Genomic DNA, 23,242 nt, shown 5'->3' with positions numbered 1-23,242 from the left:
CACTTGGCTGATAGTAGCGGGGACGAACCATTGACAGGCATCGAATAACCCGGTTACAGGACTGGGCTGGAGACTGATTAGAACCTCCCTCAAATCGCTAGGCGATCGCTACGCGGACTGAATCCCGTCCTGCTCGAGCAACCTCGAGTGCGGTTGCTTGCTTACGACACCCACAGAAAAACACGAGAGGGGCCCGTTCGTCGGCCTATGCACACGGCACGTCCCGAGCAGCCGCTTCGGATCGGCATTGTCGGACTCGGATATATCGGCACGACCGTCGGCGAGCAGTTTCACCACCATCCGGACGCGACCGTCCAGACTCTCTGTGACCTCGATCAGGACCGACTCACGGCACACGGTGCCGAATTCGACGTCCCGGCTGACCGACAGTACACCGAGTATCAGACGATGCTGGCGGATGAGCCAGTTGAGGCCGTCCTCATCGGAACGCCTCATACGCTGCATTATGAGCAGATTATGGGAGCACTTGACCACGGCGCGCACGTCTACTGCGACAAGCCCCTCGCGACCGACCTCAAGCACGCCCGCGAGTTGACAGCCCGGGCCGAAGGGGGAAAGAAGATGCTCATGGTCGGCTACCAGCGCCACCTCCAGACGGCGTTTCGGACCGCCAGGGAGCGCTTTCGCGATCGATCACCGACCTGGCTGACGGCATCGATCACACAGGATTGGATCGACGACGCGAGCGGCACCTGGCGTCTCGACCCCTCGCTTTCCGGCGGTGGCTTCCTCTACGATACCGGCAGTCACGTCCTCGACGGCGTGCTCTGGACGACCGGACTCGAGCCGGAATCCGTCACGGCGAGTATGGACTTTCACGACGACGCAACGCGGATCGATCGGCGGGCCCATCTCGACGTCCGATTTACGAACGGCGCGACCGGGACGTTCTCGTTTCACGGCGATGCACCGTCGGTCCGCGAACATATCCACTGCTGGGACGACGACGGTGCGGTCTACCTCGAGGGCCGTCAGTGGGGGCCACGCGACGTCCGCGAGATCGATGCCGACGCCAACGAGTACGACCCCTACATCGATTTCCGCACCGAACAGACACGAGCCGATGCCTTCCTCGAGAGCGTCCGAACGGGAGCCGAGCCGCCGGCGACGGCTCGAGACGCGCTTCGGGTGACGGCACTGACGGAGGCAGCCTACGAGGCGGCACGGACCGGAGACCGAGTACGGGTATCGCTCAAGGAGTAAGCCCGATCCAACGGTGTCCCGCCGTCGAGACACGAACGCACCACGACAAACGAGCGGGGGAGATTTCGGCCGCCGATCGGGACTGTTCGACCCGAGAAGTACCCGAATACTCCGAGCGAACGACACGGATCAGACTGGTTAGCAGCTGCTAACTCGAGTTTATTTCTGCGAGTACATTCGGCCTGTGTCCGGCGGTTATGCGGTATTTACTTCGGTTCGACAGACTATCACTGAAATCGAACCGGTAACGATTCGAGTAGGTGTTCGGGACCCGGCCAGCGGCCGAATGAGAAACGCATAGTCTGCTATTGCTTTCGGTTACAAGCCGGATAACTACAACCGGTCACGGCTACCGACCGAGTATGATCAGCTGCAGTAACTGCGAGACGCCCCAATTCCTGCAGATTACCCAGAGCCGCGTCTACTTCGAGGACGGGGAGATGATCAACGAGATCTCCGAGACCTACGAGTGTACGCTCTGTGGAAGTACCGGCCAGTACATCTACGACGAGGATCGGGACAAAGAGACCGTCACCGGTGACGTCGACCTCACGACGGAACGGCCGAAGTTCGCCTGACGCTGTCCCGTCGATCCCGAAGAGTCGGCTATCGCTGTCTCTCGAGGCGTTCACTCGGACCCGTCCTCGGTTCGAGCCTGATCGGATATCTGTGACCCCCCGCCCGCGACTCGGTCGTGGTCGGCTGTGTTTCTGTTTCGCTCGCGTCGGTGTTGGCGACGTGTGACCGCCGACCGCCGGCGCTCGATATCCCACTCTTCGAAGAGGCCGTACTCGTTCATCGTCTCCATGCCAGCGATCGCGGCCGTGAGCTTGATCCCGACGAGCGGAATCTCCGCGACCGAGACGATCACGTCCGCACGCAAGATCGCCCCATCCCTGAGCAGGACGTCGAGGACGTCGACGAGTGCCTCCTCGTCTTTTTGCGGTCTCATGCGTGTGTGGGTGTGTCTGTCGGCTCGTCATCGCCGCCCAGTTCCGGCGCGAACGTGTACGGCGGCCACGGGCCAGTGAACCTGACTTTGACACCGTCGTTCGCTGCGACGTCATCTAAGACCGAGCCGAGACCCCCTTCGTCGTCTTCGTGGGCGAGCAATGTGAGCCGACAGAGTGTTTCGCCGTCACTCCCGTCGCCGTCAGCATCAGCCACCTCGTCCGAAAGCGATGCCGTTGGCGAGCGCTCGAGCGCGTGGACCTCCCGTGCATGCTCGTCGAGTCGCGTCTGCAGGTCGGCCGTCAGCGATTCGCGACGGACAGCCCGCAACTCTTTGAGCCGCTGGTCGAACTGCTTCTCGAGCAGGTACGCCGCCCCTTCTTCGGCGTCGTCGATCTTCGACTCGAGTTCCCGGAGCCGATCATCGCGCTCGCACAGTGCGTCGTCGCTGATCGGCTCGGTTTCGACGACCTCGACCCGGTACTCCCAGTGGTCCGCCAGCCCCGATAGCGCCCGCTCGAGGGTGTCGGATTCCTCGCGAAGCCACTCGCGGACGCCATCGTCGTCGCCACGGAGGATCGTATCGAACTGGAACGGAACCGGTGTGCCAAAGACCTCGCCGGCCTCGTCGACGACCGTCTGGTGACGGACGAGCCAGCGCCGGATCTGCGTGAGATCCGCCGAGTCGTAGAGACCATCGCAGGCGTGGACGACTGCACCGATACCGTCCTCAGTAATAACCGAGACGGGTTCGCCGTCGACGCCGGTCGTCTCGAGTGATTCGCCCTCGTCGGCCCGAACGAGACAGTAGAGATATCGACCGGTATCGATCTCGGGGACCGCGTCGTCGCCAGCTGTGTCGACATCATCGACGCCCTCGAGTCGGTCCGATCGGTCGGAGCTCACTGCTCGTCACCCCCGAACACGGAGTAGCCGGGCGCGTGGGCGATCTCCGGCTCGCCGTGGAGCTGTTCGATCGCGTCGTTGACCAGTCCGTTCAGATCGTCTCGAAGACCGTCGACGCTGTCTTCGATCTCTTCGTCGCGTTTGAGCTGTTCGATCTCGGCTTCGATCGTCGCGAGCTGGCGGCCGAGGCGCTCGATTTCCTCGTCAGAGAGGTTACCCGACTCCATGCGACGGACGGCTTCGCGCTCTAAGGCGTCGATCAGGATCTCGATGACAGTGACAACGAGACTAACCAGTCCCTGGCGTGCGTCCTCGCCGTCACCGACATCGATCTGGGTCATGCGTTCTCACCCTTCGTGTCCGCTGTCTGCGCTTCGTCTTCCTCGGTCTCCGTGTCGATGCCGTCGCCCGTGTCGGCGCTGTCGTCGCCGCTCTCGTCGTTCCCGTCGGCGCTCGAGTCGTCGCGTTCGTCCTCGCTCGAGTCGTCCGCTCGCGTCTCGTCTGCGTACCGTTCGTCGGGGGTGACGTTGACGCCACGCGTCGGATCGATTGGGGGCTTCGGCCGCTCCATCTCGGCGAGTTCGGGATCGTCGACCGCGGCGGCGACGCGACGCATGTCGGTCCCCTCGGGGAACTCGAGGCCGTACTTTGCCGCCGTCTCGAAGGACGCGATGGCAGCCCGGATCTGAACGCCCAGTAGCTGCGTGTCGCCGATCGAGACGGCGATGTCGGCGTTGATGACGATGCCTTTGTCCAGTAGCATCTCGACGACCTCCGCGAGGTCGGTCTTCTGTCGACTCGGCTGGAAGTCATCGACCATGGCGCTCACCTCCGGGTCGAGTCGTCGATGCCGTCGGTTCGAGGACGGTACTCGTCAGCTCACGTCGTCTCCGGGCCAGTGTGGGTGGGTCAGTCATTGGTGGATCTCCGTTTTTCCCGTTCGAGCTCGAACCGGCGGCCGTAGATCCGCGTTCGGCTGGGTGCTGTCGAGAGTTTGACGTCCCGTGGGACGGTCGCATACCGTGCCCCACCGCCGAGGTCGCGGCGATCGGTCGGGATCGTCGACGCCGCGGTCGGGTTCCGCGAGTTCGTGCTGGTATCCTGCCGGCGCATCTGCTCGCGGTTTTGTTCGTAGAGTCGTTCGAACTGCTCGTGGGTCTCGAGCAGCGCCCAGCGGAAGGCGTCGATCCCCGTCATCGCCTGCTGCTGGATGGCCACTTGGTAGGCCTCGGGGTCCTCCGCAACGTCGATGTCACCGAGGGCCTCCTTTGCCGCGGTCGCCGAGTCCATCCCCGTTTCGATGAGGTCGTCCTCGTCATCGCCGAGGAACTGCCCGCCATCATCGTCGGCGATGCCCGCCACGGCGTTTTCGACCACTCCGGCGTCGTCGCCGTCCTCGAGGTCGTCGATCGCGCCGTCCAGTTCGCGTTTCTCCTCCCAGACGTCGGTCAGGTCCGTGGCGTTCCAGGCGTTCAGCAAGTTGATCGCGTCGACCAGCGCCGTGAAGTCGACGAGTTCGCTGACGCCCTCGTCCTCGTTTGCCAGCACGTCGGGGATCTCGCCCAGTTCGATCGCCTCGAGGAGTTTGTCGCCGTCGACTGCCGCCGGCAACTCGCGCAGATTCATCGCCTCGATCAGGTCACCGACTTCGGTTGCCACCTGCGCGAGGGTGTCGACGTCGCCGATTGCCGTCTCGATGGTCTCGTCGTCGAGTGCGTCGAGCGTCTCCGCGTCGCCGAGCGTCGATTCGAGCCGCTGGAGGCTCTCTATGGCGTCCTCGAGCAGTGCGTCGAAACCCTTGTCTGTGTTATCGGAGCTCATTCGTCGCCCTCCTGCTCGTTGGTTCCGGTCGCCGTCGGGTCCGGCCTGACCCGGACGGTGAGCACGCCGTTCGTGATCACCGCATCGGCCGTCCAATCGCGCCAGGGGACCTCGAGACGGCCGAGTTCCCGATCCGAGACGGCGACGACGAGCGTCGCGTCGTCGCCGAAGCCGACGGTGACGTCGTCCGGATTGGCACCGGCTACGTCGGCGATTACAAGCAGTTCGTCCTCGAACTCTCGCGTCGTCAGGTGGTGGTCGCTCGAGGGTGTCACCGAGGGCGCATCCGAACGGTCGCGTCGCGTTCGTGATCGACTATGCTCTCGCTCCCGCCCTCGGGCGGACTCCTCGCGGGAGAACGGTCGTCGTTCGAACTGTGGGTCGTCGTCGGACGATATCCCAGTGCGGATCGACACGTCGTAATCGAATCTCGTTCGGTCGTCACGTCGTCCCGACGTCGAATCGTCGAGCCACTGCAGCGCTGTGAACAGATTCGAGAGCCAGTGGGTCTCGTCGGCCGATTCGTCCGACGTATCGTCCCGTTCGGGATCGGTTGGTGGCATTACGATTTCACCTCCACACGACCGCTCGTGAGCCGTTCGTGCACGTCGCGGGCGATCTCGAGTTCGTCCTCGAGTTCGTCCTTGCGTCGCTGGTACTCCGTCTCGGGGCGTTCGCCGAGTTCGTACAGCAGCTGGTTTTCCTTGAGTTCGTCCTCGAGCGCGTCGATGTCGTAGATCTCGCTGAGTGCCATCGTGTGCAGTGTATCCACGATGCCGACGAACGGCCGAAACAGGAGATCGTCGAGGATGAACATGGTTAGCGCTGGGCTCCGATTTTGACGTCGACGAAGCTGTACGGTGCGAACGGCCCCGTGTATCGAACGATGAGGTCGTCGTGTTCGTCCTCGAATCGGGCGATCGCCTCGTCGAAGCGCTCGCGGTCGTCGCGATCGACGAGATAGGAGCGATTGAGTACGAGCCGATCGCTGAACAGGTCATTTGGGACCGACTGGGCGGCGATGGGGTTGAGTTCGTCTGCGACGGCCTTCTCGACCGCATCCACGTCGACGTCGGCGTCCTCCTCGCGGACGAGTTTGAGGCCGAGTTCGATCCGTCCCTCGATATCGTTGATTGCGCGCCGAAACGCCGGTTTCGCGCCACGAAGGACGTTCTTCAGCGCTCGGTCGCTCTCGAAGGCCATCCCGAACTGCATCGGGACGATCGTCCGCCCGCCGTCACGGTCCATGATCTCCCGGAGGACGTCATCGTGGCGCTGGGCGTCCGCGTCGGTCTCTTCGGGATCCGTGGTGTCGATGGTGGAGACGACGGCACTGAGGCGGCGATGCGAGACCGTGTAGACGCGGTCTGCGCCACCGACAGCATCGGTTTCGAACTCGACTGGTTCGTCGGTCATGACGCCGTAGACGTACCGGTTGGTCATCGGATGCTCACCCGACCAGCGTGTTGCCGTCGTCGGTCAGTGGACGATGCGACTCGTGCCCGCGGCCAGGGGCTCAGTTCAGCGTCGGCCTCGAGGGGGATCGATCGAATGGATCTCATGGGAACTAGTCGTCGACTACCCGGGGGTGAAACGCGAGCACGACTCGGTGGCTTCACCCGCGGATACTCGGGCAACTCATCACGAGAGGTACACCACCGCGCCGGGTTATTATGCTGCTTGCAGTCGCAGCCTTCGCTCGGGCGATCGTGAACGTGGACACGGGCTCGACTGACCGTGTCAGAGGGGCTTGCAGTCGCAGCGCCAGCCGTGTTAGGAATCCCAGATGTATCCTGCATGTAGTATGGCACAACCACAACGAAGACCTGACTCCTCGAGTCTCGCGGAGGTACTGGACCGTATTCTGGACAAGGGCGTCGTCATCGACGTCTGGGCGCGGGTCTCGGTCGTCGGGATCGAACTGCTGACGATCGAAGCCCGTGTCGTCGTCGCCTCCGTCGACACCTTCCTGCACTACGCGGAGGAGATCGCAAAAATTGAGCAAGCCACCGCAGAGGGCGACCTCGAAGAACTCGAGGAACTCGAGGTTGAACAGCGTCCAGAATCGTCACCAAAGTCTGCCACTGAATAACACGTCATGGCAGACGATGCTTCGCGCAAGCGAAAGGTCCGTGGCCGGAAGATCAGAAGCGACCGTTCACAGAAAGCAGGGCGGCGTGCCAAGAAGGAACTCGCTCGAAAAGCGTCGAACGCGGGCAAGAAGAACGGCGACAGCCCGCTTACCGATCCAGCAGACGTCACCCCCGACCCCTTCGTCGAGACGGATGCCGTCACCGCGTTACGTGGACGGATCACCGGCTGGCTCGAGGCGGATCAGCCGGTCCATCTGATCGGGCCGACGGGCTGTGGAAAGACCGCACTTGCGCTGTCAGCGGCTGCCAAGCGTGGCCGCCCAGTCGTCTGGCTCAATGGAGACGAGGCCGTCGACACGGCCGCACTCGTCGGCGACCACGCCGGCGGAGAGCGCTACAAAGAAGACGACCGGTTCGTCAGTGGCGTGAGCAAACAGACGGAGATCATCCGCGAACGCTGGGTGGACAATCCACTGTCGGTCGCCGTCCGGGAGGGAGCAACGCTCGTCTACAACGAGTTCTCGCGCAGCGATCCCGCCGCCCACAACGTCTTGCTCTCGGTCTTTGAGGAGGGCGTTCTGGAGCGACCGGGCAAACGCGGCGAGAATCGATCGATCGACGTCCATCCCGAGTTCCGGGCAATCCTGACCTCGAACGACGTCGAGTACGCGGGCGTCCACGAGCAACAGGACGCGCTGCTCGATCGGTTTGTCGGCGTCCACGTCGATTACTACGACGGTGAGACCGAGCGCGAGATCGTTCGATCCCACGTCGACCTTCCGGAAGAGGCCATCGAGGTGGTCGTCGAGACGATGCGGACGCTACGGGATGACCTCGAGATCGTCGTCGGCACGCGGGCGGCGATCACGGCCGCAAAGGGACTCACGATCTTCGACAGCGGCGAAAACGGTACGCTCGACGACGAACTGCTAACCGAGGTCTTCGTGGACGTGCTCGCGCCGAAGATCGCTGGCCAGGGACCCGATGACGTGAGACAGCTCCAGACACAGATCGCCGAATCGATCTGACTCGATCGAGACGAAGAGGCCGACAAGAAATCTCCAGACGATAGCGAAACGCGGAACGACGACAGGCTCAAAATCCAATGGCTGATGTCGAGACACAGCAATCAGCGACGCAGTGTCAGGCGCTCACCGAGGACGGCGAGCGCTGCTCGCGGCCAGCCCAGGACGACGGGTTCTGCTACCAACATGACGAGAGTGATCCAACTGTGAGTGATAGTCAAACAGTCGAAGGCGAACAGGAACAAGTCGAAGACGAACAGCGAACACAGGAGGCCGACGAGGCCGACGAAAGCCAGTCCCAAAGTCGTGATCTCGGAGTCGATATGACCGCCGAAGAGAAGACCGATCCCGAGTCGGTCGACGCCGACGTCGAAACTGACCACGACGAGATCGCCGGCGTCCTCACCGTTCGTCAGACAGTCCAGTCGACGGCCGGCGAACTCATCGGCCGGGAGTTCGACGCCGTCAGCGAAATCGCGCCGACCGACGACGGCTGGCGTGCAGTCGTCGAGGTCGTCGAACGCCGAGCAGTCCCCGACACCCAGGACATCATCGGACGGTACGAGATCGAACTCGACGACGACGCGACCGTCCATGGCTATCGCCGACTGGATCGGTACCGGCGCGGCGACACGGGAACGTTTGAGTAGGAGACCGCCGGGCGCGACCCACACAACCGGTGTGAGGCGCTCGAGTTCGAAAGCACAACCCGGAAGTCGTGTCTCCCCGTCAGTTCGATCGACGAACCGTGTCTGAAATCCCTGTCCACGGCGTCGACTCCGAGACTCGATGTCGCCACTACCAGACCGACCGTGACGTCGTCGCCTTCAAGTTCGCCTGCTGTCGGCAGTACTCCCCTTGCTATCGGTGTCACGAAGCCGTGACCGATCACGAGGCGATTCCGTGGCCACGCGAGCGCTTCGACGAGCCATCGGTGCTGTGTGGCGTCTGTGAGACCGAACTCACTGTTCCCGAGTACCTCGAGGCTGACTATCGCTGTCCGGCGTGTGATGTCCCGTTCAATCCCGGTTGTCGTGCCCATGCCGATCGTTACTTCGAGACAGACATATCCTAACGCCTCCAGCGAACAACTCCGGATCAGCTGCTCCGTGTCCGTTCACTCCCGTGGAGTGCATACACCCTCTGGCCGTCATCGCTGAATTTCGATCGGGTCTACGAGTTTCTCCTCGACCAGATCATCGCCGAACACGCCGGTCTGTCGGTCGAACTCGAGCGCGTCGCCGCTGGCCACAAAACGAAATCATGTCGGACAGTTTGGGCGACGGAACCGATTTACGCGCTACCGCATCCAGCAGGATCGTTCGTGTCAATTCTCTCGTGTCTCATCGTTCGCAGTCTAACACCTCTGGGCCGCGTTAACGCCCGGAGCCGAAACGTATTTATTCTATTCGAACGGCGATATATCTATGAAGATACAACGTCGTGTCCCCCTCACAGGCGTTGGCTCAGCAGTGAGACGCCGTTCGAGTTGTCTGGGTGGGGAACACGCCGGGGGTGGGCCCACACTCGACGAACAGCACTCGATCTTCGAGTCGCTGTTCGAGCTCACGGTTCGAGCCGTTTCGGCGGAGACGAGCGAAACGACCGCCGCTGGGGAACGCAGAGACGTCGGTGTCGTCGTGGCCCATGCTCGCGGATTTTTTGCTGGACCATGGGGCCAGCCCAGGACCGAGGTGGATACGATCGATACTGAACCGGTGTTCCACCCGGATGGACGGTCCGAAAAGCCAACCGTCGGTCAGAACAGTCCCCAGCACTCGAGCGACCCGGCCGAAACGGCATAACTCATGCTACTCAATACGATCACTGCGCTTGCGGTCGAGTTCCCCTTCGAATGGACCTACGTTCGGAGTATTATTCGCGTCTCGCTGTACGTCAGTCTCGTCGCGGTTTCGCTGAGTACCCTCTGTAGCCTCCCCGTTGCACTCCTCGTCGGATTCACGGAGTTCCGGGGCAAGCGCCTACTCACCTCGATCATCAATACCGGGATGGGATTTCCCAGCGTCGTTGTCGGACTCATCGTGCTGTTTGCGGTGTCCAATCAGGGACCGCTCGGCTCGCTCGAGCTCGTGTTCACGCCCGAGGCGATGATCATGTCGCAGTTCATTCTCGCGTTCCCGGTGATCACTGGCGTCAGTCTCGCTGCCGTCGGTGGCGTCGAACAGAACGTTCGTGACGCGGCGTACGCGATGGGCGGAACGCGCGTCGACGTGGCACTCGTGACGATCAAAGAGGCCCGCTACGGAATCGCGACGGCGGTGCTTGCCGGGTTCGGCCGGGCGATCAGCGAGGTCGGCTCCGTCCTCATCGTCGGCGGCAACATCGCCGGCTCGGACGGCACGTCGAAGACCCGAACGCTCACGACGGCGATCCAACTCGAGGCCCGACAGGGGCAGTACGAGACGGCGATGATCCTCGGCGCGATCCTCGTCGTCCTCGTCTTGCTCGTCAACGCGATCGTGGTGCGACTGGGAAGCGACGACGGAGGCTACCGATGACGCTCAAACCGACCGCTGTCCGGGGAGCAGCGACGACGCTCGAGGCACTCGACATCCATCACAGCTACGGCGACGAGCCCGTTTTCGAGGGACTCTCGCTGTCGGTGTCGGCCGGCGAGGTCGTCGCGATCATCGGCCCGTCGGGTGTCGGCAAATCGACCCTGCTTCGACTGCTCGCACTCTTCGACGCGCCCGACCGTGGGACGATCGAGCACGACGGCGTCGACGTCTGGGACGCGTCCGAACAGCGCCGCCTCGAGTGTCGCCGACGGATTGGCATGGTCTTTCAAGACGCGAGTCTCTTCGACGCAAGCGTGCGGCGCAACGCCGAGTACGGGCTTCGGGTTCGCCAGTCGTGGCCCGATCGGCTTCGGCACGAACTTGCGAGTCTCGTCGGCCGATCCACTGCGACCGGCGACGCGATCAACGCCCTCGAGAGCGTCGGCCTCCGGGACAAGGTCAAGCAGGACGCGACGTCGCTCTCCGGTGGCGAGGCCCAGCGGGTCGCGTTCGCCCGCGCACTCGCGTACGATCCCGACGTGCTCTTGCTCGACGAACCCACATCGGATCTCGACCCGCGAAATACGGCCGTTCTCGAGGATGCCGTCCTCGAGGCGCGAGATCGGGGGATCGGGGTCGCCATCGCAACGCACGATATGCACCAGGCAGAGCGCGTCGCGGATCGGGTTGCAGTGTTGCTCGGGAACGATATCATCGAGGTCGGCCGTGCCGAAATGGTGTTCGAAAACCCGACCGACGACCGCGCCCGGAAATTCATCGACGGTGAGCTGATTTACTGAGTATGACGATCGAAAAAGAATACAGCACGAAACTCGCGGTCGGCGAGGTTACGATCGATCGACGCGATATCGAGATGCTCGATGCGATCGACCGACACGGATCGATGCACAAAGCAGCCGAGCAACTGGGCCGGTCGTACGCACGACTGCAAAACCGTGTCGTCGAGATCGAGGACGCTGTCGGCCCGATTACGGAGCGCCAGCGGGGTGGCAGCGGTGGTGGTGGAACGACCCTCACCCAGACGGCCCACGAGTTGTGCCACCAGTTCGGTCGACACGAGGCCGAACTCGACGGTGTGGCACGGGTCACCGAATCCGTGTTTCCGGGGACCGTCCAGGATCGAACGGGAGAACTCGCAACCGTCGAGACGGCAATCGGCTCGATTCTCGCGCTCGTTCCCGACGGTGCCCACGAGGTTCAAGTGACTGTCCGGTCGGATGCGGTCGTCCTGACTGATCCGGACGAAGCGCCCAGCGCAGACGAAACCAGCCTCCGCAACCAGTTTCGGGGGACTGTCATGGCCCTCGAGCCCGGCGAGGCCATCACCGGCGTGACGGTCCGGCTCGGAGCGGATAGCGAGCTCCAGGCACTCATTACGAACGCCAGCTCGAGCCGACTAGGACTCGAGGTCGGCCAGTCGATTACGGTCTCGTTCAAAGCGACGGCCGCTCGAGCGATCCGCCTCGAGTCGGATTACAGCGCGTGAGCGACTGTCGAGTACGAATAGTGTCGTGACGACAAGCGAGTCGAATACGAAGCGAAACACTCGGTTCGCCGCTCGTGCTTTTCGCTTCGGTTTATAAAATACAGCGTCGGCTCAGGAAGCAGGTCGTCGGAAGAATGCTCCGTCAGGGATTTGAACCCTGGTCATCGGCTCGAAAGGCCGAAATGATTGGCCGGACTACACCAACGGAGCGTGCCTCGAACGCATTAGTCGATTGCGGGGGCCTAGTAAAAAGCGTTCCGTTCTGCGCCCGTAGTGGCATGTACTGACGTACTTAGGTCACTGTCACGTAGCCGCGGACCGCGGGCCGACACCGGACGGGTATCGGTTCGCCCCCACTCACGAGATCCGAAACGCCCTCGAGTGTGCGAGTGCCGCCGCCATCTCAACGTTTTTGAACATCCGCCGCGACCCATCTCGCATGAAATACGTTCGATTCCGCGACCCTGCCGGTGCCGTCCGCCGTGGCGAGTTCGAGAACGGTCACGTCCACTTTGGGAACGACAGCTATGCGCTCGAGTCCGACGACATCGACGTGCTCCCACCGTGTGAGCCCTCGAAGATCGTCTGCATCGGGCGCAACTACGCCGACCACGCCGACGAGATGGGGTCCGAGCTTCCGGATCGGCCGCTGATCTTTTTGAAGCCGCCGAACGCGGTCGCGAGCCACGGCGACACCGTCACCGCGCCTGCCGGGAAAGAACGCATCGACTACGAGGCCGAACTCGGCGTCGTCATCGGCGAGCAGTGTCGCCACGTCCCCGTCGCCGACGCGATGGACGTCGTCGAGGGCTTTACGTGCGTCAACGACGTTTCGAATCGTGACGATCAAGAGCAAGAACAAAACTGGATCCGCGGGAAGGCGTTCGACGGCGCGGCCCCCCTTGGACCGCTGCTTGCGACGCCCGACGAAGTGCCCGACGACGCAGCGGTCAAGTCCCGCGTCAACGGTGAACTGAAACAGGACGGGTCCCGAGAACAACTCATCTTCCCGATTCCGGAACTGATCGCCGAGATCACGGCGTACATGACTCTGGAGCCGGGTGACGTGATCGCGACCGGCACGCCGGAAGGCGTCGGCCCACTGTCCGATGGCGACGAGATCGAAATCGAGGTCGAGGGCGTCGGCACGCTCGCACACTCGATCCGTCGTCCTTGACATCCTCCTGCGCCTGAAGACGCAGGAATCCCGAGCAGTGGGAGTTTCAGGTTTGCAACCATGGACGCCGCCACTTTACGGGAACCCGTTTAACTCAGTTGTCGTGGTCGGTGGCTGACTGGCGGTGCCAAACCGCCGTTACTCCTATCCTCCGCATCGTTGACTCCCATCTGTTGTTTTTGCCAGAAGAGAGTCGCTGGTGCGTCAACGGACTTGGAGTTATCTTTGGGCTTGCTCGACCGACAGGCACGAGACGAACCTTTCGAGGATTCGCGTTCACCACATCGGCGTTTCAGATATTGTCTCATTGAGTTGGCGGCAAGGCCGCCTCCGTAGGTCGTTCGGAATCCGCTCTGTTCCGACCTAACCTTACCATCGTGTAGCAGTTTTTGTCACTTGAACGTATGGATTGGAAACTCGGTGTATACTCTCGTCGGTGGAAAGCGTCATCAGTGACGGCGCGTATCCACGCCGTGAACGACGTGGTGTTGCGCCTGTTCAGCGTATAACCGGGTGGGATCGGGCGTGAGCAGTGCGAGCCGAACCTTTTCCAGCCGCTCGAGCGTACAGTTCGAATATGACCGTCCGTTTCGGTGCAGTGACCGTCGACTGGCTCGGGTACGCGACTGTTCGCCTCGAGAGCCAGACGGGTGCTGTCATCTACATGGATCCCGGCCGATACGGTGTGCTCGAGGAATACGACGCGCGTGACGGAGATCTCGTCCTGGTGACTCACGCTCACCACTACGATCCCGACGGCATTCGCCGGGTAGCCCACGAGGACGCAATCGTCGTCGTCCACGAGTCGATCGACGCCGCCGAGATTGATCGGGTCGATGAACAGCCTGAATCGTTGCCCTACGAGGTCGAGCGCGTCCGGGCTGACGAGTCGTTCGTCCTCGGGCCACTCGATCTGTACACCACGCCGGCGTACAACGATCCCGAAGGACCACACGTCGACGAACACGGCGACCCCTACCATCCCGAAGGAGCGGGCTGTGGCTTTGCCGTTACCGTCGACGGTGTCTCGGCGTTCTGGCCCGGCGACACCGACGTCCTGCCGTTCCACGCGGAGTTAGATATCGACCTGTTCCTCCCGCCGATCGGCGGCACATTTACCATGGATCGCCACGAGGCTGCCGCGCTCGCGGAACAAATTCGCCCGGGCCTCGTGTTGCCGATCCATTACGACACGTTCGAGGCGATCGAAACCGACGCGGACGCGTTCGTCGTCGATGTCGCGAACCGCGCGGTTCCGGTGGTCCTCGACGAACAGTAACGGACACCACTGTTCACTCGCGGACGAATCCGTGGACCTAAGTCACGGATCCCCTACACACACCCATACTCTCTATGTATACTGTTGGCACACGTTCACATTCGGGATGGACACGGGTGGGCGACCACCTGCCGTTTGCCGTCACGGATCAACGAACAGGTGAGACACGTGGCTGGTAAGACCGAAACCGAGATCGAACCCTCCCAGTCCGATCTCACCTATCCCGCCGCCGGCTGGACCGGCTTCTTCAAAAACCACTTCGGGCCGTCGATGCTCTGGGCGCTGATCAGTATCGGCGGGAGTCACATCGTCCTCGCGCCGACCCTCGGCGGGACGTTCGGACTCGTCGCAATCTGGATGTTCGGGCTCATCTACGTCGCCAAGTACGGTGCCTGGGAACTGGGCATTCGCTACAACTACGGCGTCGGGGCAAACCCGATCGAAGCCTACGGCGATCTCCCCGGGCCGAAAAACTGGGCGCTCTGGCTGACGATCCTCGTCTTTACCGTCATGTACACGTTCATCACGGCCAGCGTCGGGATGAGCACGGCCGCGTTCATCGCCGCGTTGACTCCCGGCTGGCTCACCGCAGCGTGGGCGTACGTCCTCTTCGTCGGCGCTGCCGGCGCGCTCGTGATCACGTCGCGCTACACCGTCCTCGAGAAGGCGTTGATCGGCTTTACGGTCGCTGTCGGTGTGCTCGTCATGCTCGGCGCGCTCGTTGGGCCGCCATCGCCCGAACGGATCGCCGAAACGACGTTTGCGATCCCCGACCTTACCGGCCCCGCGTTCATCGCGCTGTTCGCCGCCGCCGCCGGATTCGCCCCGACCGGATTCAGTACGAGTATCCTGATCGGCAGCTGGAGTATGGCCAAAGGCGAAGGGGCTAGCGAACTGCGCCAGAAGGGGCTCGATCCGGACGATCCAGCCCACCACGACTACATTCGTGCGTGGATCAAAACCGGTCGCCGCGACTTCAACGTCGGCTACGTGTTCAGTTTCGTCCTGATCGCTGCGATGGTGATCTTGGCCACGAACGTCCTCTATCCGAACCCGCCGACGGACGCCAACCTCGCGTTCGCCATCGGTAGTGTCCTGAGCGACTCCTTCGGCGAGTGGTCGTACTACGCCATGCTGGTCGGCGCGTTCGCGGCCCTCTACTCGACGGTCATTACGCTTCTCGACGGGGCCGCCCGTGCGACCGGTGACATCCTCCCGATGGCACTCGAGGACGACAGTATCGACAGCGAGCGTATCCGCAAGCTCGTCGTCGCCGGCGTCGTCGTGGTCAGCAGTGCGATGGTGCTTGCACTCGGGAACGTCCCCGTGACGCTATTGCTCTACGTCGCCGCGGTCCTCGCGGTCACGGAGATCTTCTTCTATCCGGCGAACTGGTACGTCGTCGAGAAGAACCTCCCCGAGCCGTTCCGCCCGTCTCGAGCCTGGCACGCCTACTACGTCGTCAGCCTCGTGTTCGTCCTCATCTTTGGGGCGATGGGGGCTGCGCTTCGACTCGGTTTCATCGGGTAATACGGCCTCGAATCACCCGCTTTCTGTCGCCTCCCCGTCCACACACAGCCGCCACTTCTCGACTCGAGCGGTGGCTCTGCGCGATCGGTGGTGCTAAAAACAGTCTGTAACAGGCTTTCTCGCTCGGCTCGAACCGCGCTCGAGGTGCGTCTAGATGACGCCCATCTCGCTGAGACGTTCGGTTACTCTCCCCGACCCTCGGCTCGAGGTGCGTCTAGATGACGCCCATCTCGCTGAGACGTTCGGGGAGATACGTCTCCGTCACGAAATCCAATCCACGGGCTGCAAGCGACTGCTGTTCGGACTTCTTGCCGATCTCGAGTTGCAACTCGATCTGTTCTTCCCAGTAGTCGGTCTGGAAGCGTGGGTCCTCGAGTTCGCTCTCCAAGGCGTTGATGTCGGAGTCGCTGAGCGGGTCGGTCGGCAGATCGTACTCGACGATATCGGCCGGCTGGATGCCGATGTACTGGGCGGCCGGCGTCGCGAGATACTCCGAGAGGTGAGCGGATTTGATTGAGCCGTAGGCGACGGAGCCGTAGATCCGATACGACCACGGGTCACCGTCGGCGAAAACCGTCACCGGGAGGTCGAGTTCGTCGTGAAGCCGTTTGATGATCCGCCGAGTCGCCCGCGCGGGCTGGCCCTTGAGGTGGACGATCAGGGCGTTGTACTCCTCGTCGAACCCGTTCTCGACGAGTCGGTCGCGCATCCCACCGGTCTCGACGGCGAGGACGAAGTCGGCCTCGCTGTTCAGGAACTCGATCGTGTCGGGGTTGTTCGGGATCTGGTAGCCCCCTTCACCGACGTCTTTCTGGCAGTGGATCTCGCGTTCACCCCGCCGGGTCTGCTCGCGCAGGTGCAGCGGCCCCATGATCGTCGCCCCCGACTCCTCGGGGCGCATATGGAAGTCCTCGCGGGTGACGCCCGAAACGATCTCGAGATCCTCGATCAGGCCGTTGGACTCGTCTTGGTCCGAAAACTGCGCCTCGTTGTTGTCCCAGCTCTCCGAAAGGTAGTACAACTCACGCAGGGTCGACGATCGGTCTTCCTCGAGTTGGTCTGCGAGGAACTCGATGGTGTAGACGGCCTTCAGGAGCTTTCGTGCGCCACGAACGGAGTTCGCCGACCGCGTCGACTCTCGATCGCCGTACACCCAGACGCCTGTCTCCTCGTCGTACTCGATATTGTTCTTCGTCCGCGTTGGCACGGACATATGGGGAATCTCGCCCAGTTCGAACTGGTCGTAAAACTGTGCGGCGAGGTCGATCAACTGTTCTCGTGCCTGCTGGTCGTTGTCTGCGCTCATTGGTTCACCGTAATTGCGTTTCGGTCAGTCCGAGCAGTCGTTCGTACACTCATGCTGACACCGTGAGTTTCTCGCTTTCGACACCTTTGATGTCCAGATCGAACGTCGCGTCGTTGGCGACCACGTACTCGAGGGCAGCCTCGTCGTCGCTCGAGACGTTGATATCCCACTTGACGAACCACTCGCCGTCCATCTCGACGACGGTGGCGTCCTCGGAGAGGTTCGTCGGCTCTGCGGTCAGAATATCGGTAATCTCGAGCGATTCGGTCGTGTTCGAGTTGTTTTCGACGGTGACCGAGACGGCCTGGCCGTCGCCGTTTTCCTTGACGCTGCGCTCGACGAGTACGTTGTTCATGATTCGTGCGACGGCGTCGTCGATGTCCGGTTCCTCACGTCCGGTTACCTCGGCGACTTTCTCGGCCATCTCGGGGAGGATCTTTCCGAGGACGTTCTGTTTCTTGCGCCGTTGTTGCATCGAGCGGCGCTTGTTGAGGTAGCTTTTGAGTTCGCGAGCGGCTTCGCGGATCGCGAGTTCGATCTCGTCTTCGATCTCGGGGACGTTCGCAACGGCGTCTTTGGACTCGCTCGTGAAGGGCACGTTTGTCGAGGCGACGTGGACCATGATCACGGCCGGGCCGTTGGGCACCCCGGAGCCACCGGGTTGATCGAGGCCGTAGTTGCGCCAGCCGATCGATTTGACCACGTCGGTCGTCGCACACGCACCGCGCTGGTAGACTAGCGGCACGCGGTTTGCAAACCGCATGACATCGGCACTGCCTTCGGCTGCGATCTCGCCGCCGTAGGCGATCCCGGCCTCGACGATGAACGGATCGCCGCTGTGGACTTCAGCATCTCGCGTTGCGGACGCATAGAAGTCGGCATCGAACTCCTTCTGGAGGCCAGCCGTGATCAACTCCTCGGTGATCGGCGCGAGACATCGCGTCGGCGGAGCCATGATGTCGGCTGCACGCATGCCGTCGACGAGATTACTGGTGGCGTCGCGGTCGTTGTCGAGTTCGCGAACCAGCGGTGGGTCGTCGGGAACCGTCGCCATAACGTCCCAGACGGCGTCGGTGACGTTCTCGCGGGCCGTCTCTCCAAACGTGACGTCGTCGTACTCTTCGGTCAACGCCGCTGCTCGATCGACGAACTCGCGGAGTCTCGTTCGGGTGAGCCGATGGCGGACGTTCTCGGCTTCGTGTTCGTCCTCGAACGTGGCCGCGAGTCGCTCGGCGAAGGCGTAAATCACCTCGTCGTCCTTGCGCGTACTCGTGGCGTCGTCGGCGAGGGCCTGGAGGTCTGCAACGAGTCGCGATTCCGCCGTGTGCTCGACAGTGGCGTCGGCGTCCGTCTCGGCGTCGTCCGCAGCGTCGATTACGTTGAGCCAGACGGCCTCGACGGCGTTTTCACGGACGGTGTCGCCGAACGTCGTCCCGTGGTCGGCTTCGACGTCTTCGGCAGCCACATCGACAGCTGCAACGAGTTCGTGGTGGGCGATACGGTCGTGGTCGGCGACTGCGTCGGCGATGGCCTCCGCGAAGGCGGCCGTCGCATCGGCACCCTTGTTTGCCGTCGCCGCCGACACTGCAGCGCCGATGTCGACGTCATCACGTGCCGTGGGTGGCCGCCAGCGCATCTCACGGCCGTAGTAGCGGTCGCGGAACTCGTCGATGATCGACTCGGCGGTCTTCTTGCCGACGCGGGTGAACTCCTCTTGGAGGAACCCGGAGATCGTCTGGGAGTCCGTCGCCGTCAGCATCTTCATGACGGTGCCGAGTTCGACGCCGTGGGGGTGTGGGCGAATCTCCTCCGTCTCCGCTGGAAGCTGGTCCGTCGCCCGTTCGAACTTGAAGTGGTTCTTTGGCTCGCGTAACTCGAGGCGGGCGTGAGGGTTGACGACGGCCGTGTGTTTGATGTAGTCGTGAAGCTGCCCGCGGGCGCGCATGTTCGCCTCCATCTCGAGTTCGATGCGCGTCCCATGGGGACGATCCCACGAACTCGTCTCCTCGACGCTGATCTCGGGTTCGTTCGCGTCGGTGTCGACGATGAGTTCGAAGTACTGGGCCTCGCTTGCACCCTGGGTTCGACTGGTGATTTTGGCAGGTTTCCCGCTTGTCAGCTGTGCATACAGAACGGCAGCGGAGATCCCGATTCCCTGTTGTCCGCGACTTTGCTCACGGGCATGGAACCGCGAGCCATACAGCAGTTTCCCGAAGACTTTCGGGAGCGACTCTTTGGTCAATCCCGGGCCGTTGTCCTCGACGATCAGCCGGTAGTAGTCGCCGGCTTCCTCGATTTCGACGTAGATGTCCGGGGCAATGCCCGCTTCTTCGGCGGCGTCTAAGGCGTTGTCGACGGCTTCTTTGACGGCCGTGACAAGGCCTCGAGCACCGCTGTCGAAGCCAAGCATATGCTTGTTCTTCTCGAAGAACTCGGCGATCGAGATCGCCTGCTGGTTCTCGGCCAGCTCCTCGGCGATCCCCACCTCGTCCTCGAGTGTCGACTGAAACGACGTCATTGTCCCCCCATACTAGCGGCGGGGCTAAAAGGTGTGTGTTACCGGAGTGAAAGTGAACTGTCGGCTCGGCGGCCCACAGCGGGCGTCTCACTCTTCGAGCGGCGGCCAGTACCACGCATCGGCACGCGCGATGCCCAGCAGCTTTCGGCGACGGGCCGAGAGATCCGCGACTGCGTCGTCGAACACATCATCCCGAGCGGTCGGAATGTTATCGTCCTGAAGCCGGTCGAGGGCCGGCCGCGGCGGAACCTCATCGGCAGGATCGATAAACGCCGTTTCGAGCGTGTCGAGATAGCTATCGACGCTCGAGCGGGCGTTTTCGACGAGTGTTGGATTCGGTTGCACGTCGTCGGCGACGCCGTGGCGAAAGATCGTTAGCGCCTCGTCGAAGATCGGGACGGCCATCGCCGAGGCTCTCGAGGCCTGTTCGCTGTGATAGTAGTGGAGAATCGGGTATGCCTTGTGCTGGTCTGCAAGCAGTGAGAGTTGCGTAGACAGTGACTCGAGCGGGAGGTCGAGACCGCGAAACTCTTCGTCACCGTTCCAGCCTGCACGGACGAACGCTTCGCTGCGCTCGCCCAGCCCGGTGACGCCGCTGGCGAACGAACGCTTTTCCGACACCGCACCGAGGACGGTGAGGACGTACGAGACGCCCAGCGTAACGAAGGCCATCCCCGTCGCGGTCGTGAACGAACTGGCGATCTCCCAGGTACTCGTCGTCGGGGTGTAGTCGCCGTTTCCGCTCGTGAACATCGTGTAGGCGACGTAGTAGAACCGGCCAGCCCAGTCGGCTGGCCGGCCGGTCTGCGTACTGATGAGGGCGATTTCGCTGCCGGCGAAGAGGAACGTCCAGCCGAGCCACAGCAGCGCGATCCACATCGCGAGCGTGAGCGCGAGGATCAGCGGCCCGGCGATGCTTAGTGCCTTCGAGCGATCCCCACTCATCGCCCGGAGCCCACGCCAAGTCCAGGTTGTCAGTCGGGCCGAGAGCGGACCGGAGCCCCCGTCGACCCAGAGCGTCGTCCAGAGAATATCGACGACCACGGCGACGAGTACGACAGTCCCGACGGCCAGATACATGGGTTGCATGTCCGCCCCCTACAGGACCGAAGACCGTCAACGACACCCCGGGTACTGACACGGGTTTTTGAGGCCGCTCCCTCGATCGGAGTCGCCATCGATTGCTTCGGTTGGGTGTGTCACTCGAATCGACGACAGCAGTCCGTATGAGAGCCGTGGAACGACTCGAGCAACACCAACACCAGGGGTAAGACGGACTCGAACACCCATCCAACACGGTGGCGATTCGGGGCCGTGTGGGGTGTCGACGACCGAGTACAACGTCTCGACGGCCAGTCCCAGAGACGCTGTCTCAGGCGGTCTGGCTTCGCGCGCGAGCGCGTACACGTGACTTTTATTAGGAGTGGACCACTACCCGAAAGTAGGTTTTACATGTCCCAGGAAAGCGAGTACGGCGCCGGACAGATTCAGGTCTTAGAAGGCCTGGAAGCTGTGCGAAAGCGACCGGCGATGTACATCGGCTCTACCGATTCTCGAGGCCTCCACCATCTCGTCTACGAAGTGGTGGACAACTCGATCGACGAGGCACTGGCTGGCCACTGCGACGACATCACCGTCACCATTCATGAGGATGGCTCGGTAAGTGTCGCAGACGACGGCCGTGGCATCCCCGTCGATACACACGACGAATACGACCGCCCGGCCCTCGAGGTGATTCTTACTGTTCTCCACGCTGGCGGGAAGTTCGACAACAAGTCCTACCAGGTCTCCGGTGGCCTCCACGGCGTCGGCGTCTCGGTCGTCAACGCCCTCTCGAGTCGACTCGAGGTCGAGGTCAAACGCGACGGCGGCGTCTTCGAACACGCCTTCGAGGCGGGCGAACCCGTCGGCGATATGGAGCGGGTCCGTGATGCGGATCCGGACGAGGGGACGGGCACGACGATTCGGTTCTGGCCCGACACCGACATCTTCGAGGGCGACGATTTCGCCTTCTCGACGCTCTCGAATCGGCTTCGCGAACTCGCCTTCCTCAACTCGGGCGTTCGGATCTCGCTGCGCGATGAACGCGCCGAGGACGGCCCGACCGAGGAGACCTACGAGTACCAGGGCGGCATCCGCGAGTTCGTCGAGTATCTCAACGAGACGCGCTCGGCGATGCACGAGGACATCATCTACTTCGATGATGACGACCAGAACATCGAAGTCGAGGTGGCGATGCAAGCCACAGAGGAGCTACAGGGCTCGATTCATGCCTTCGCGAACAACATCAACACGCGCGAGGGTGGGAGTCACCTCACCGGCTTCAAGACCGCGCTCACGCGCTGTGTCAACGACTACGCCAACGAGAACGGCCTGCTGGGCGATATCGAGGAGAACCTCAAAGGCGAGGACATCCGTGAGGGGCTCACCGCAGTCATCTCGATCAAACACCCCGACCCGCAGTTCGAGGGGCAGACGAAGACGAAACTCGGCAACTCGGAAGTCCGGGGCATCGTCGAGAGCGCGATGCACCAGGGGCTTGGCACCTACTTCGAGGAACACCCCGACACCGCCGAAGCGATCGTCACCAAGGCCGTTGAGGCCGCCAAAGCGCGCAAGGCAGCCCGGAAGGCCGAAGAGTTGACACGCCGCAAGTCCGCCCTCGAGTCGACCTCGCTGCCCGGCAAACTCGCGGACTGTCAGACCAAAGATCCCGAAAAGGCCGAACTGTTCATCGCAGAGGGTGACTCCGCAGGCGGGAGTGCAAAACAGGCCCGCAACCCCGAGTTCCAGGCCGTGCTTCCGATCAAAGGGAAAATTTTGAACGTCGAGAAACACCGCCTCGATCGGGTTCTCGAGAACGACGAGATTCGGAACATGATCACCGCGATCGGTGCGGGAATCGGCGACGAGTTCAACGTTGAGGACGTCCGGTACAAGAAGATCATCATGGCGACGGACGCCGACGTCGACGGCGCGCACATCCGGACCCTCATGCTCACGTTCTTTTACCGGCATATGCGCCCGCTGCTCGAGGGTGGGTACGTCTACGCGACCCAGCCGCCGCTGTACCGGGTTCGCTACCGTGGCGAAACGTACGACGCGATGACCGAAGCCGAACGCGACGAGATCATCGAAGAGAAGTGTGACGGGAACCCGACTCGCGTCCAGCGATTCAAGGGGCTCGGCGAAATGAACCCCGAACAGCTCTGGGAGACGACGATGAACCCAGAAAACCGTATTCTCAAACAGATCACGATCGAGGACGCGGCCGCGGCAGACAAGATGTTCTCCGTGCTGATGGGCGACGCCGTCGAGCCACGCAAGCAGTTCATCAAGGAACACGCGCCTGAAGCTGAGTGGATCGACATCTAACTGTGGTGAGG

At 62.4% G+C, this 23,242-nt stretch carries 25 protein-coding genes and 1 tRNA gene; 14 read left to right on the top strand and 12 right to left on the bottom strand.

Features of this window, described 5'->3' with window-relative positions; all coding sequences use genetic code 11:
* Positions 1 to 207 precede the first annotated feature (207 nt).
* Both BW940_RS05630 and BW940_RS05625 read left to right on the top strand, forming a co-directional pair.
* Complete coding sequence (locus BW940_RS05630; RefSeq protein WP_076608227.1) at positions 208 to 1,224, top strand: Gfo/Idh/MocA family protein; 1,017 nt, start codon at positions 208 to 210, stop codon at positions 1,222 to 1,224.
* Positions 1,225 to 1,586: 362 nt separating this feature from the next.
* Positions 1,587 to 1,802, top strand: coding sequence for a hypothetical protein (locus BW940_RS05625; RefSeq protein ID WP_076608226.1), 216 nt, complete (start codon positions 1,587 to 1,589; stop codon positions 1,800 to 1,802).
* Between the two features lie 50 nt (positions 1,803 to 1,852).
* On the opposite strand, the gene gvpM is transcribed toward BW940_RS05625, so the two are convergent.
* The 8 genes from gvpM to BW940_RS05585 form a co-directional block, all read right to left on the bottom strand.
* Complete coding sequence (gene gvpM, locus BW940_RS05620) at positions 1,853 to 2,176, bottom strand: gas vesicle protein GvpM (protein ID WP_076608225.1); 324 nt, start codon at positions 2,174 to 2,176, stop codon at positions 1,853 to 1,855.
* Positions 2,173 to 3,081 carry a gas vesicle protein GvpL gene (gene gvpL / locus BW940_RS05615; RefSeq protein WP_076608224.1) on the bottom strand — a complete coding sequence of 303 codons (909 nt, stop codon included), beginning with the start codon at positions 3,079 to 3,081 and terminating at the stop codon, positions 2,173 to 2,175. The genes gvpM and gvpL overlap by 4 nt, the downstream gene beginning before the upstream one ends.
* Complete coding sequence (locus BW940_RS05610) at positions 3,078 to 3,422, bottom strand: gas vesicle protein K (RefSeq protein ID WP_076608223.1); 345 nt, start codon at positions 3,420 to 3,422, stop codon at positions 3,078 to 3,080. Before BW940_RS05610 ends, gvpL begins: the two co-directional genes overlap by 4 nt.
* The gene (gene gvpJ, locus BW940_RS05605) at positions 3,419 to 3,901 is read right to left on the bottom strand and encodes a gas vesicle protein GvpJ (RefSeq protein WP_076608222.1); all 483 of its coding nucleotides are present in this window, start codon (positions 3,899 to 3,901) and stop codon (positions 3,419 to 3,421) included. The genes BW940_RS05610 and gvpJ overlap by 4 nt, the downstream gene beginning before the upstream one ends.
* Positions 3,902 to 3,990: 89 nt before the next feature.
* The gene (locus BW940_RS05600; RefSeq protein ID WP_076608221.1) at positions 3,991 to 4,902 is read right to left on the bottom strand and encodes a hypothetical protein; all 912 of its coding nucleotides are present in this window, start codon (positions 4,900 to 4,902) and stop codon (positions 3,991 to 3,993) included.
* The gene (locus tag BW940_RS05595) at positions 4,899 to 5,465 is read right to left on the bottom strand and encodes a gas vesicle protein GvpH (protein ID WP_076608220.1); all 567 of its coding nucleotides are present in this window, start codon (positions 5,463 to 5,465) and stop codon (positions 4,899 to 4,901) included. The genes BW940_RS05600 and BW940_RS05595 overlap by 4 nt, the downstream gene beginning before the upstream one ends.
* Entirely contained in the window at positions 5,465 to 5,719 is a 255-nt protein-coding gene (gene gvpF / locus BW940_RS05590; RefSeq protein ID WP_076608219.1) for a gas vesicle protein GvpF, read from the bottom strand. Before gvpF ends, BW940_RS05595 begins: the two co-directional genes overlap by 1 nt.
* Positions 5,720 to 5,721: 2 nt before the next feature.
* Complete coding sequence (locus tag BW940_RS05585; RefSeq protein ID WP_076608218.1) at positions 5,722 to 6,345, bottom strand: GvpL/GvpF family gas vesicle protein; 624 nt, start codon at positions 6,343 to 6,345, stop codon at positions 5,722 to 5,724.
* 361 nt (positions 6,346 to 6,706) lie between these two features.
* On the opposite strand from BW940_RS05585, the gene gvpA reads away from it, so the two are divergent.
* From gvpA to BW940_RS05545, 8 genes are all read left to right on the top strand, one after another.
* Positions 6,707 to 6,994: a gas vesicle protein GvpA gene (gvpA, locus tag BW940_RS05580; RefSeq protein WP_049889998.1), complete on the top strand. Its 288-nt coding sequence runs from the start codon at positions 6,707 to 6,709 to the stop codon at positions 6,992 to 6,994.
* Between the two features lie 6 nt (positions 6,995 to 7,000).
* Positions 7,001 to 8,023, top strand: coding sequence for a gas vesicle protein GvpN (gene gvpN / locus BW940_RS05575; protein WP_076608217.1), 1,023 nt, complete (start codon positions 7,001 to 7,003; stop codon positions 8,021 to 8,023).
* Positions 8,024 to 8,100: 77 nt separating this feature from the next.
* On the top strand, positions 8,101 to 8,670 hold the full coding sequence (gene gvpO / locus BW940_RS22440) for a gas vesicle protein GvpO, halophile-type (protein WP_076608216.1): 570 nt from the start codon (positions 8,101 to 8,103) through the stop codon (positions 8,668 to 8,670).
* A 98-nt stretch (positions 8,671 to 8,768) separates the two neighbouring features.
* Positions 8,769 to 9,095, top strand: coding sequence for a CHY zinc finger protein (locus tag BW940_RS05565; RefSeq protein ID WP_076608430.1), 327 nt, complete (start codon positions 8,769 to 8,771; stop codon positions 9,093 to 9,095).
* A 352-nt stretch (positions 9,096 to 9,447) separates the two neighbouring features.
* Positions 9,448 to 9,825: a hypothetical protein gene (locus tag BW940_RS05560; RefSeq protein WP_143823869.1), complete on the top strand. Its 378-nt coding sequence runs from the start codon at positions 9,448 to 9,450 to the stop codon at positions 9,823 to 9,825.
* A gap of 3 nt (positions 9,826 to 9,828) precedes the next feature.
* Positions 9,829 to 10,539: an ABC transporter permease gene (locus BW940_RS05555; protein ID WP_076608214.1), complete on the top strand. Its 711-nt coding sequence runs from the start codon at positions 9,829 to 9,831 to the stop codon at positions 10,537 to 10,539.
* A complete protein-coding gene (locus BW940_RS05550) occupies positions 10,536 to 11,339 on the top strand; it encodes an amino acid ABC transporter ATP-binding protein (RefSeq protein ID WP_076608213.1) in 804 nt (267 codons plus the stop codon). Before BW940_RS05555 ends, BW940_RS05550 begins: the two co-directional genes overlap by 4 nt.
* A gap of 2 nt (positions 11,340 to 11,341) precedes the next feature.
* On the top strand, positions 11,342 to 12,046 hold the full coding sequence (locus BW940_RS05545) for a TOBE domain-containing protein (protein ID WP_076608212.1): 705 nt from the start codon (positions 11,342 to 11,344) through the stop codon (positions 12,044 to 12,046).
* Positions 12,047 to 12,181: 135 nt separating this feature from the next.
* On the opposite strand, the gene BW940_RS05540 is transcribed toward BW940_RS05545, so the two are convergent.
* Positions 12,182 to 12,256 (bottom strand) — tRNA-Glu (locus BW940_RS05540).
* A 229-nt stretch (positions 12,257 to 12,485) separates the two neighbouring features.
* Between BW940_RS05540 and BW940_RS05535 the strand changes: the two genes are divergently transcribed.
* The 3 genes from BW940_RS05535 (at position 12,486) to BW940_RS05525 (ending at position 16,032) form a co-directional block, all read left to right on the top strand.
* The gene (locus BW940_RS05535) at positions 12,486 to 13,223 is read left to right on the top strand and encodes a fumarylacetoacetate hydrolase family protein (protein WP_076608211.1); all 738 of its coding nucleotides are present in this window, start codon (positions 12,486 to 12,488) and stop codon (positions 13,221 to 13,223) included.
* Positions 13,224 to 13,800: 577 nt separating this feature from the next.
* Complete coding sequence (locus tag BW940_RS05530; protein ID WP_076608210.1) at positions 13,801 to 14,502, top strand: MBL fold metallo-hydrolase; 702 nt, start codon at positions 13,801 to 13,803, stop codon at positions 14,500 to 14,502.
* A gap of 168 nt (positions 14,503 to 14,670) precedes the next feature.
* Positions 14,671 to 16,032: an Nramp family divalent metal transporter gene (locus BW940_RS05525; protein WP_076608209.1), complete on the top strand. Its 1,362-nt coding sequence runs from the start codon at positions 14,671 to 14,673 to the stop codon at positions 16,030 to 16,032.
* 214 nt (positions 16,033 to 16,246) lie between these two features.
* Here BW940_RS05525 and BW940_RS05520 read toward each other — a convergent pair whose 3' ends face one another.
* From BW940_RS05520 to BW940_RS05510, 3 genes are all read right to left on the bottom strand, one after another.
* Positions 16,247 to 17,338 carry a DNA topoisomerase IV subunit A gene (locus BW940_RS05520; RefSeq protein WP_076608208.1) on the bottom strand — a complete coding sequence of 364 codons (1,092 nt, stop codon included), beginning with the start codon at positions 17,336 to 17,338 and terminating at the stop codon, positions 16,247 to 16,249.
* Between the two features lie 49 nt (positions 17,339 to 17,387).
* Complete coding sequence (locus tag BW940_RS05515; RefSeq protein ID WP_076608207.1) at positions 17,388 to 19,856, bottom strand: DNA topoisomerase VI subunit B; 2,469 nt, start codon at positions 19,854 to 19,856, stop codon at positions 17,388 to 17,390.
* An 87-nt stretch (positions 19,857 to 19,943) separates the two neighbouring features.
* Positions 19,944 to 20,945, bottom strand: a complete 1,002-nt coding sequence (locus BW940_RS05510; protein WP_076608206.1) for a potassium channel family protein — start codon at positions 20,943 to 20,945, stop codon at positions 19,944 to 19,946.
* 363 nt (positions 20,946 to 21,308) lie between these two features.
* Between BW940_RS05510 and gyrB the strand changes: the two genes are divergently transcribed.
* Positions 21,309 to 23,231 carry a DNA topoisomerase (ATP-hydrolyzing) subunit B gene (gene gyrB / locus BW940_RS05505; protein ID WP_076608205.1) on the top strand — a complete coding sequence of 641 codons (1,923 nt, stop codon included), beginning with the start codon at positions 21,309 to 21,311 and terminating at the stop codon, positions 23,229 to 23,231.
* Positions 23,232 to 23,242 lie beyond the last annotated feature (11 nt).

It is taken from the genome of Natronorubrum thiooxidans (assembly GCF_900156475.1).
Taxonomy (GTDB): domain Archaea; phylum Halobacteriota; class Halobacteria; order Halobacteriales; family Natrialbaceae; genus Natronorubrum; species Natronorubrum thiooxidans.
This window is presented reverse-complemented; position numbering and strand designations above follow the sequence as displayed.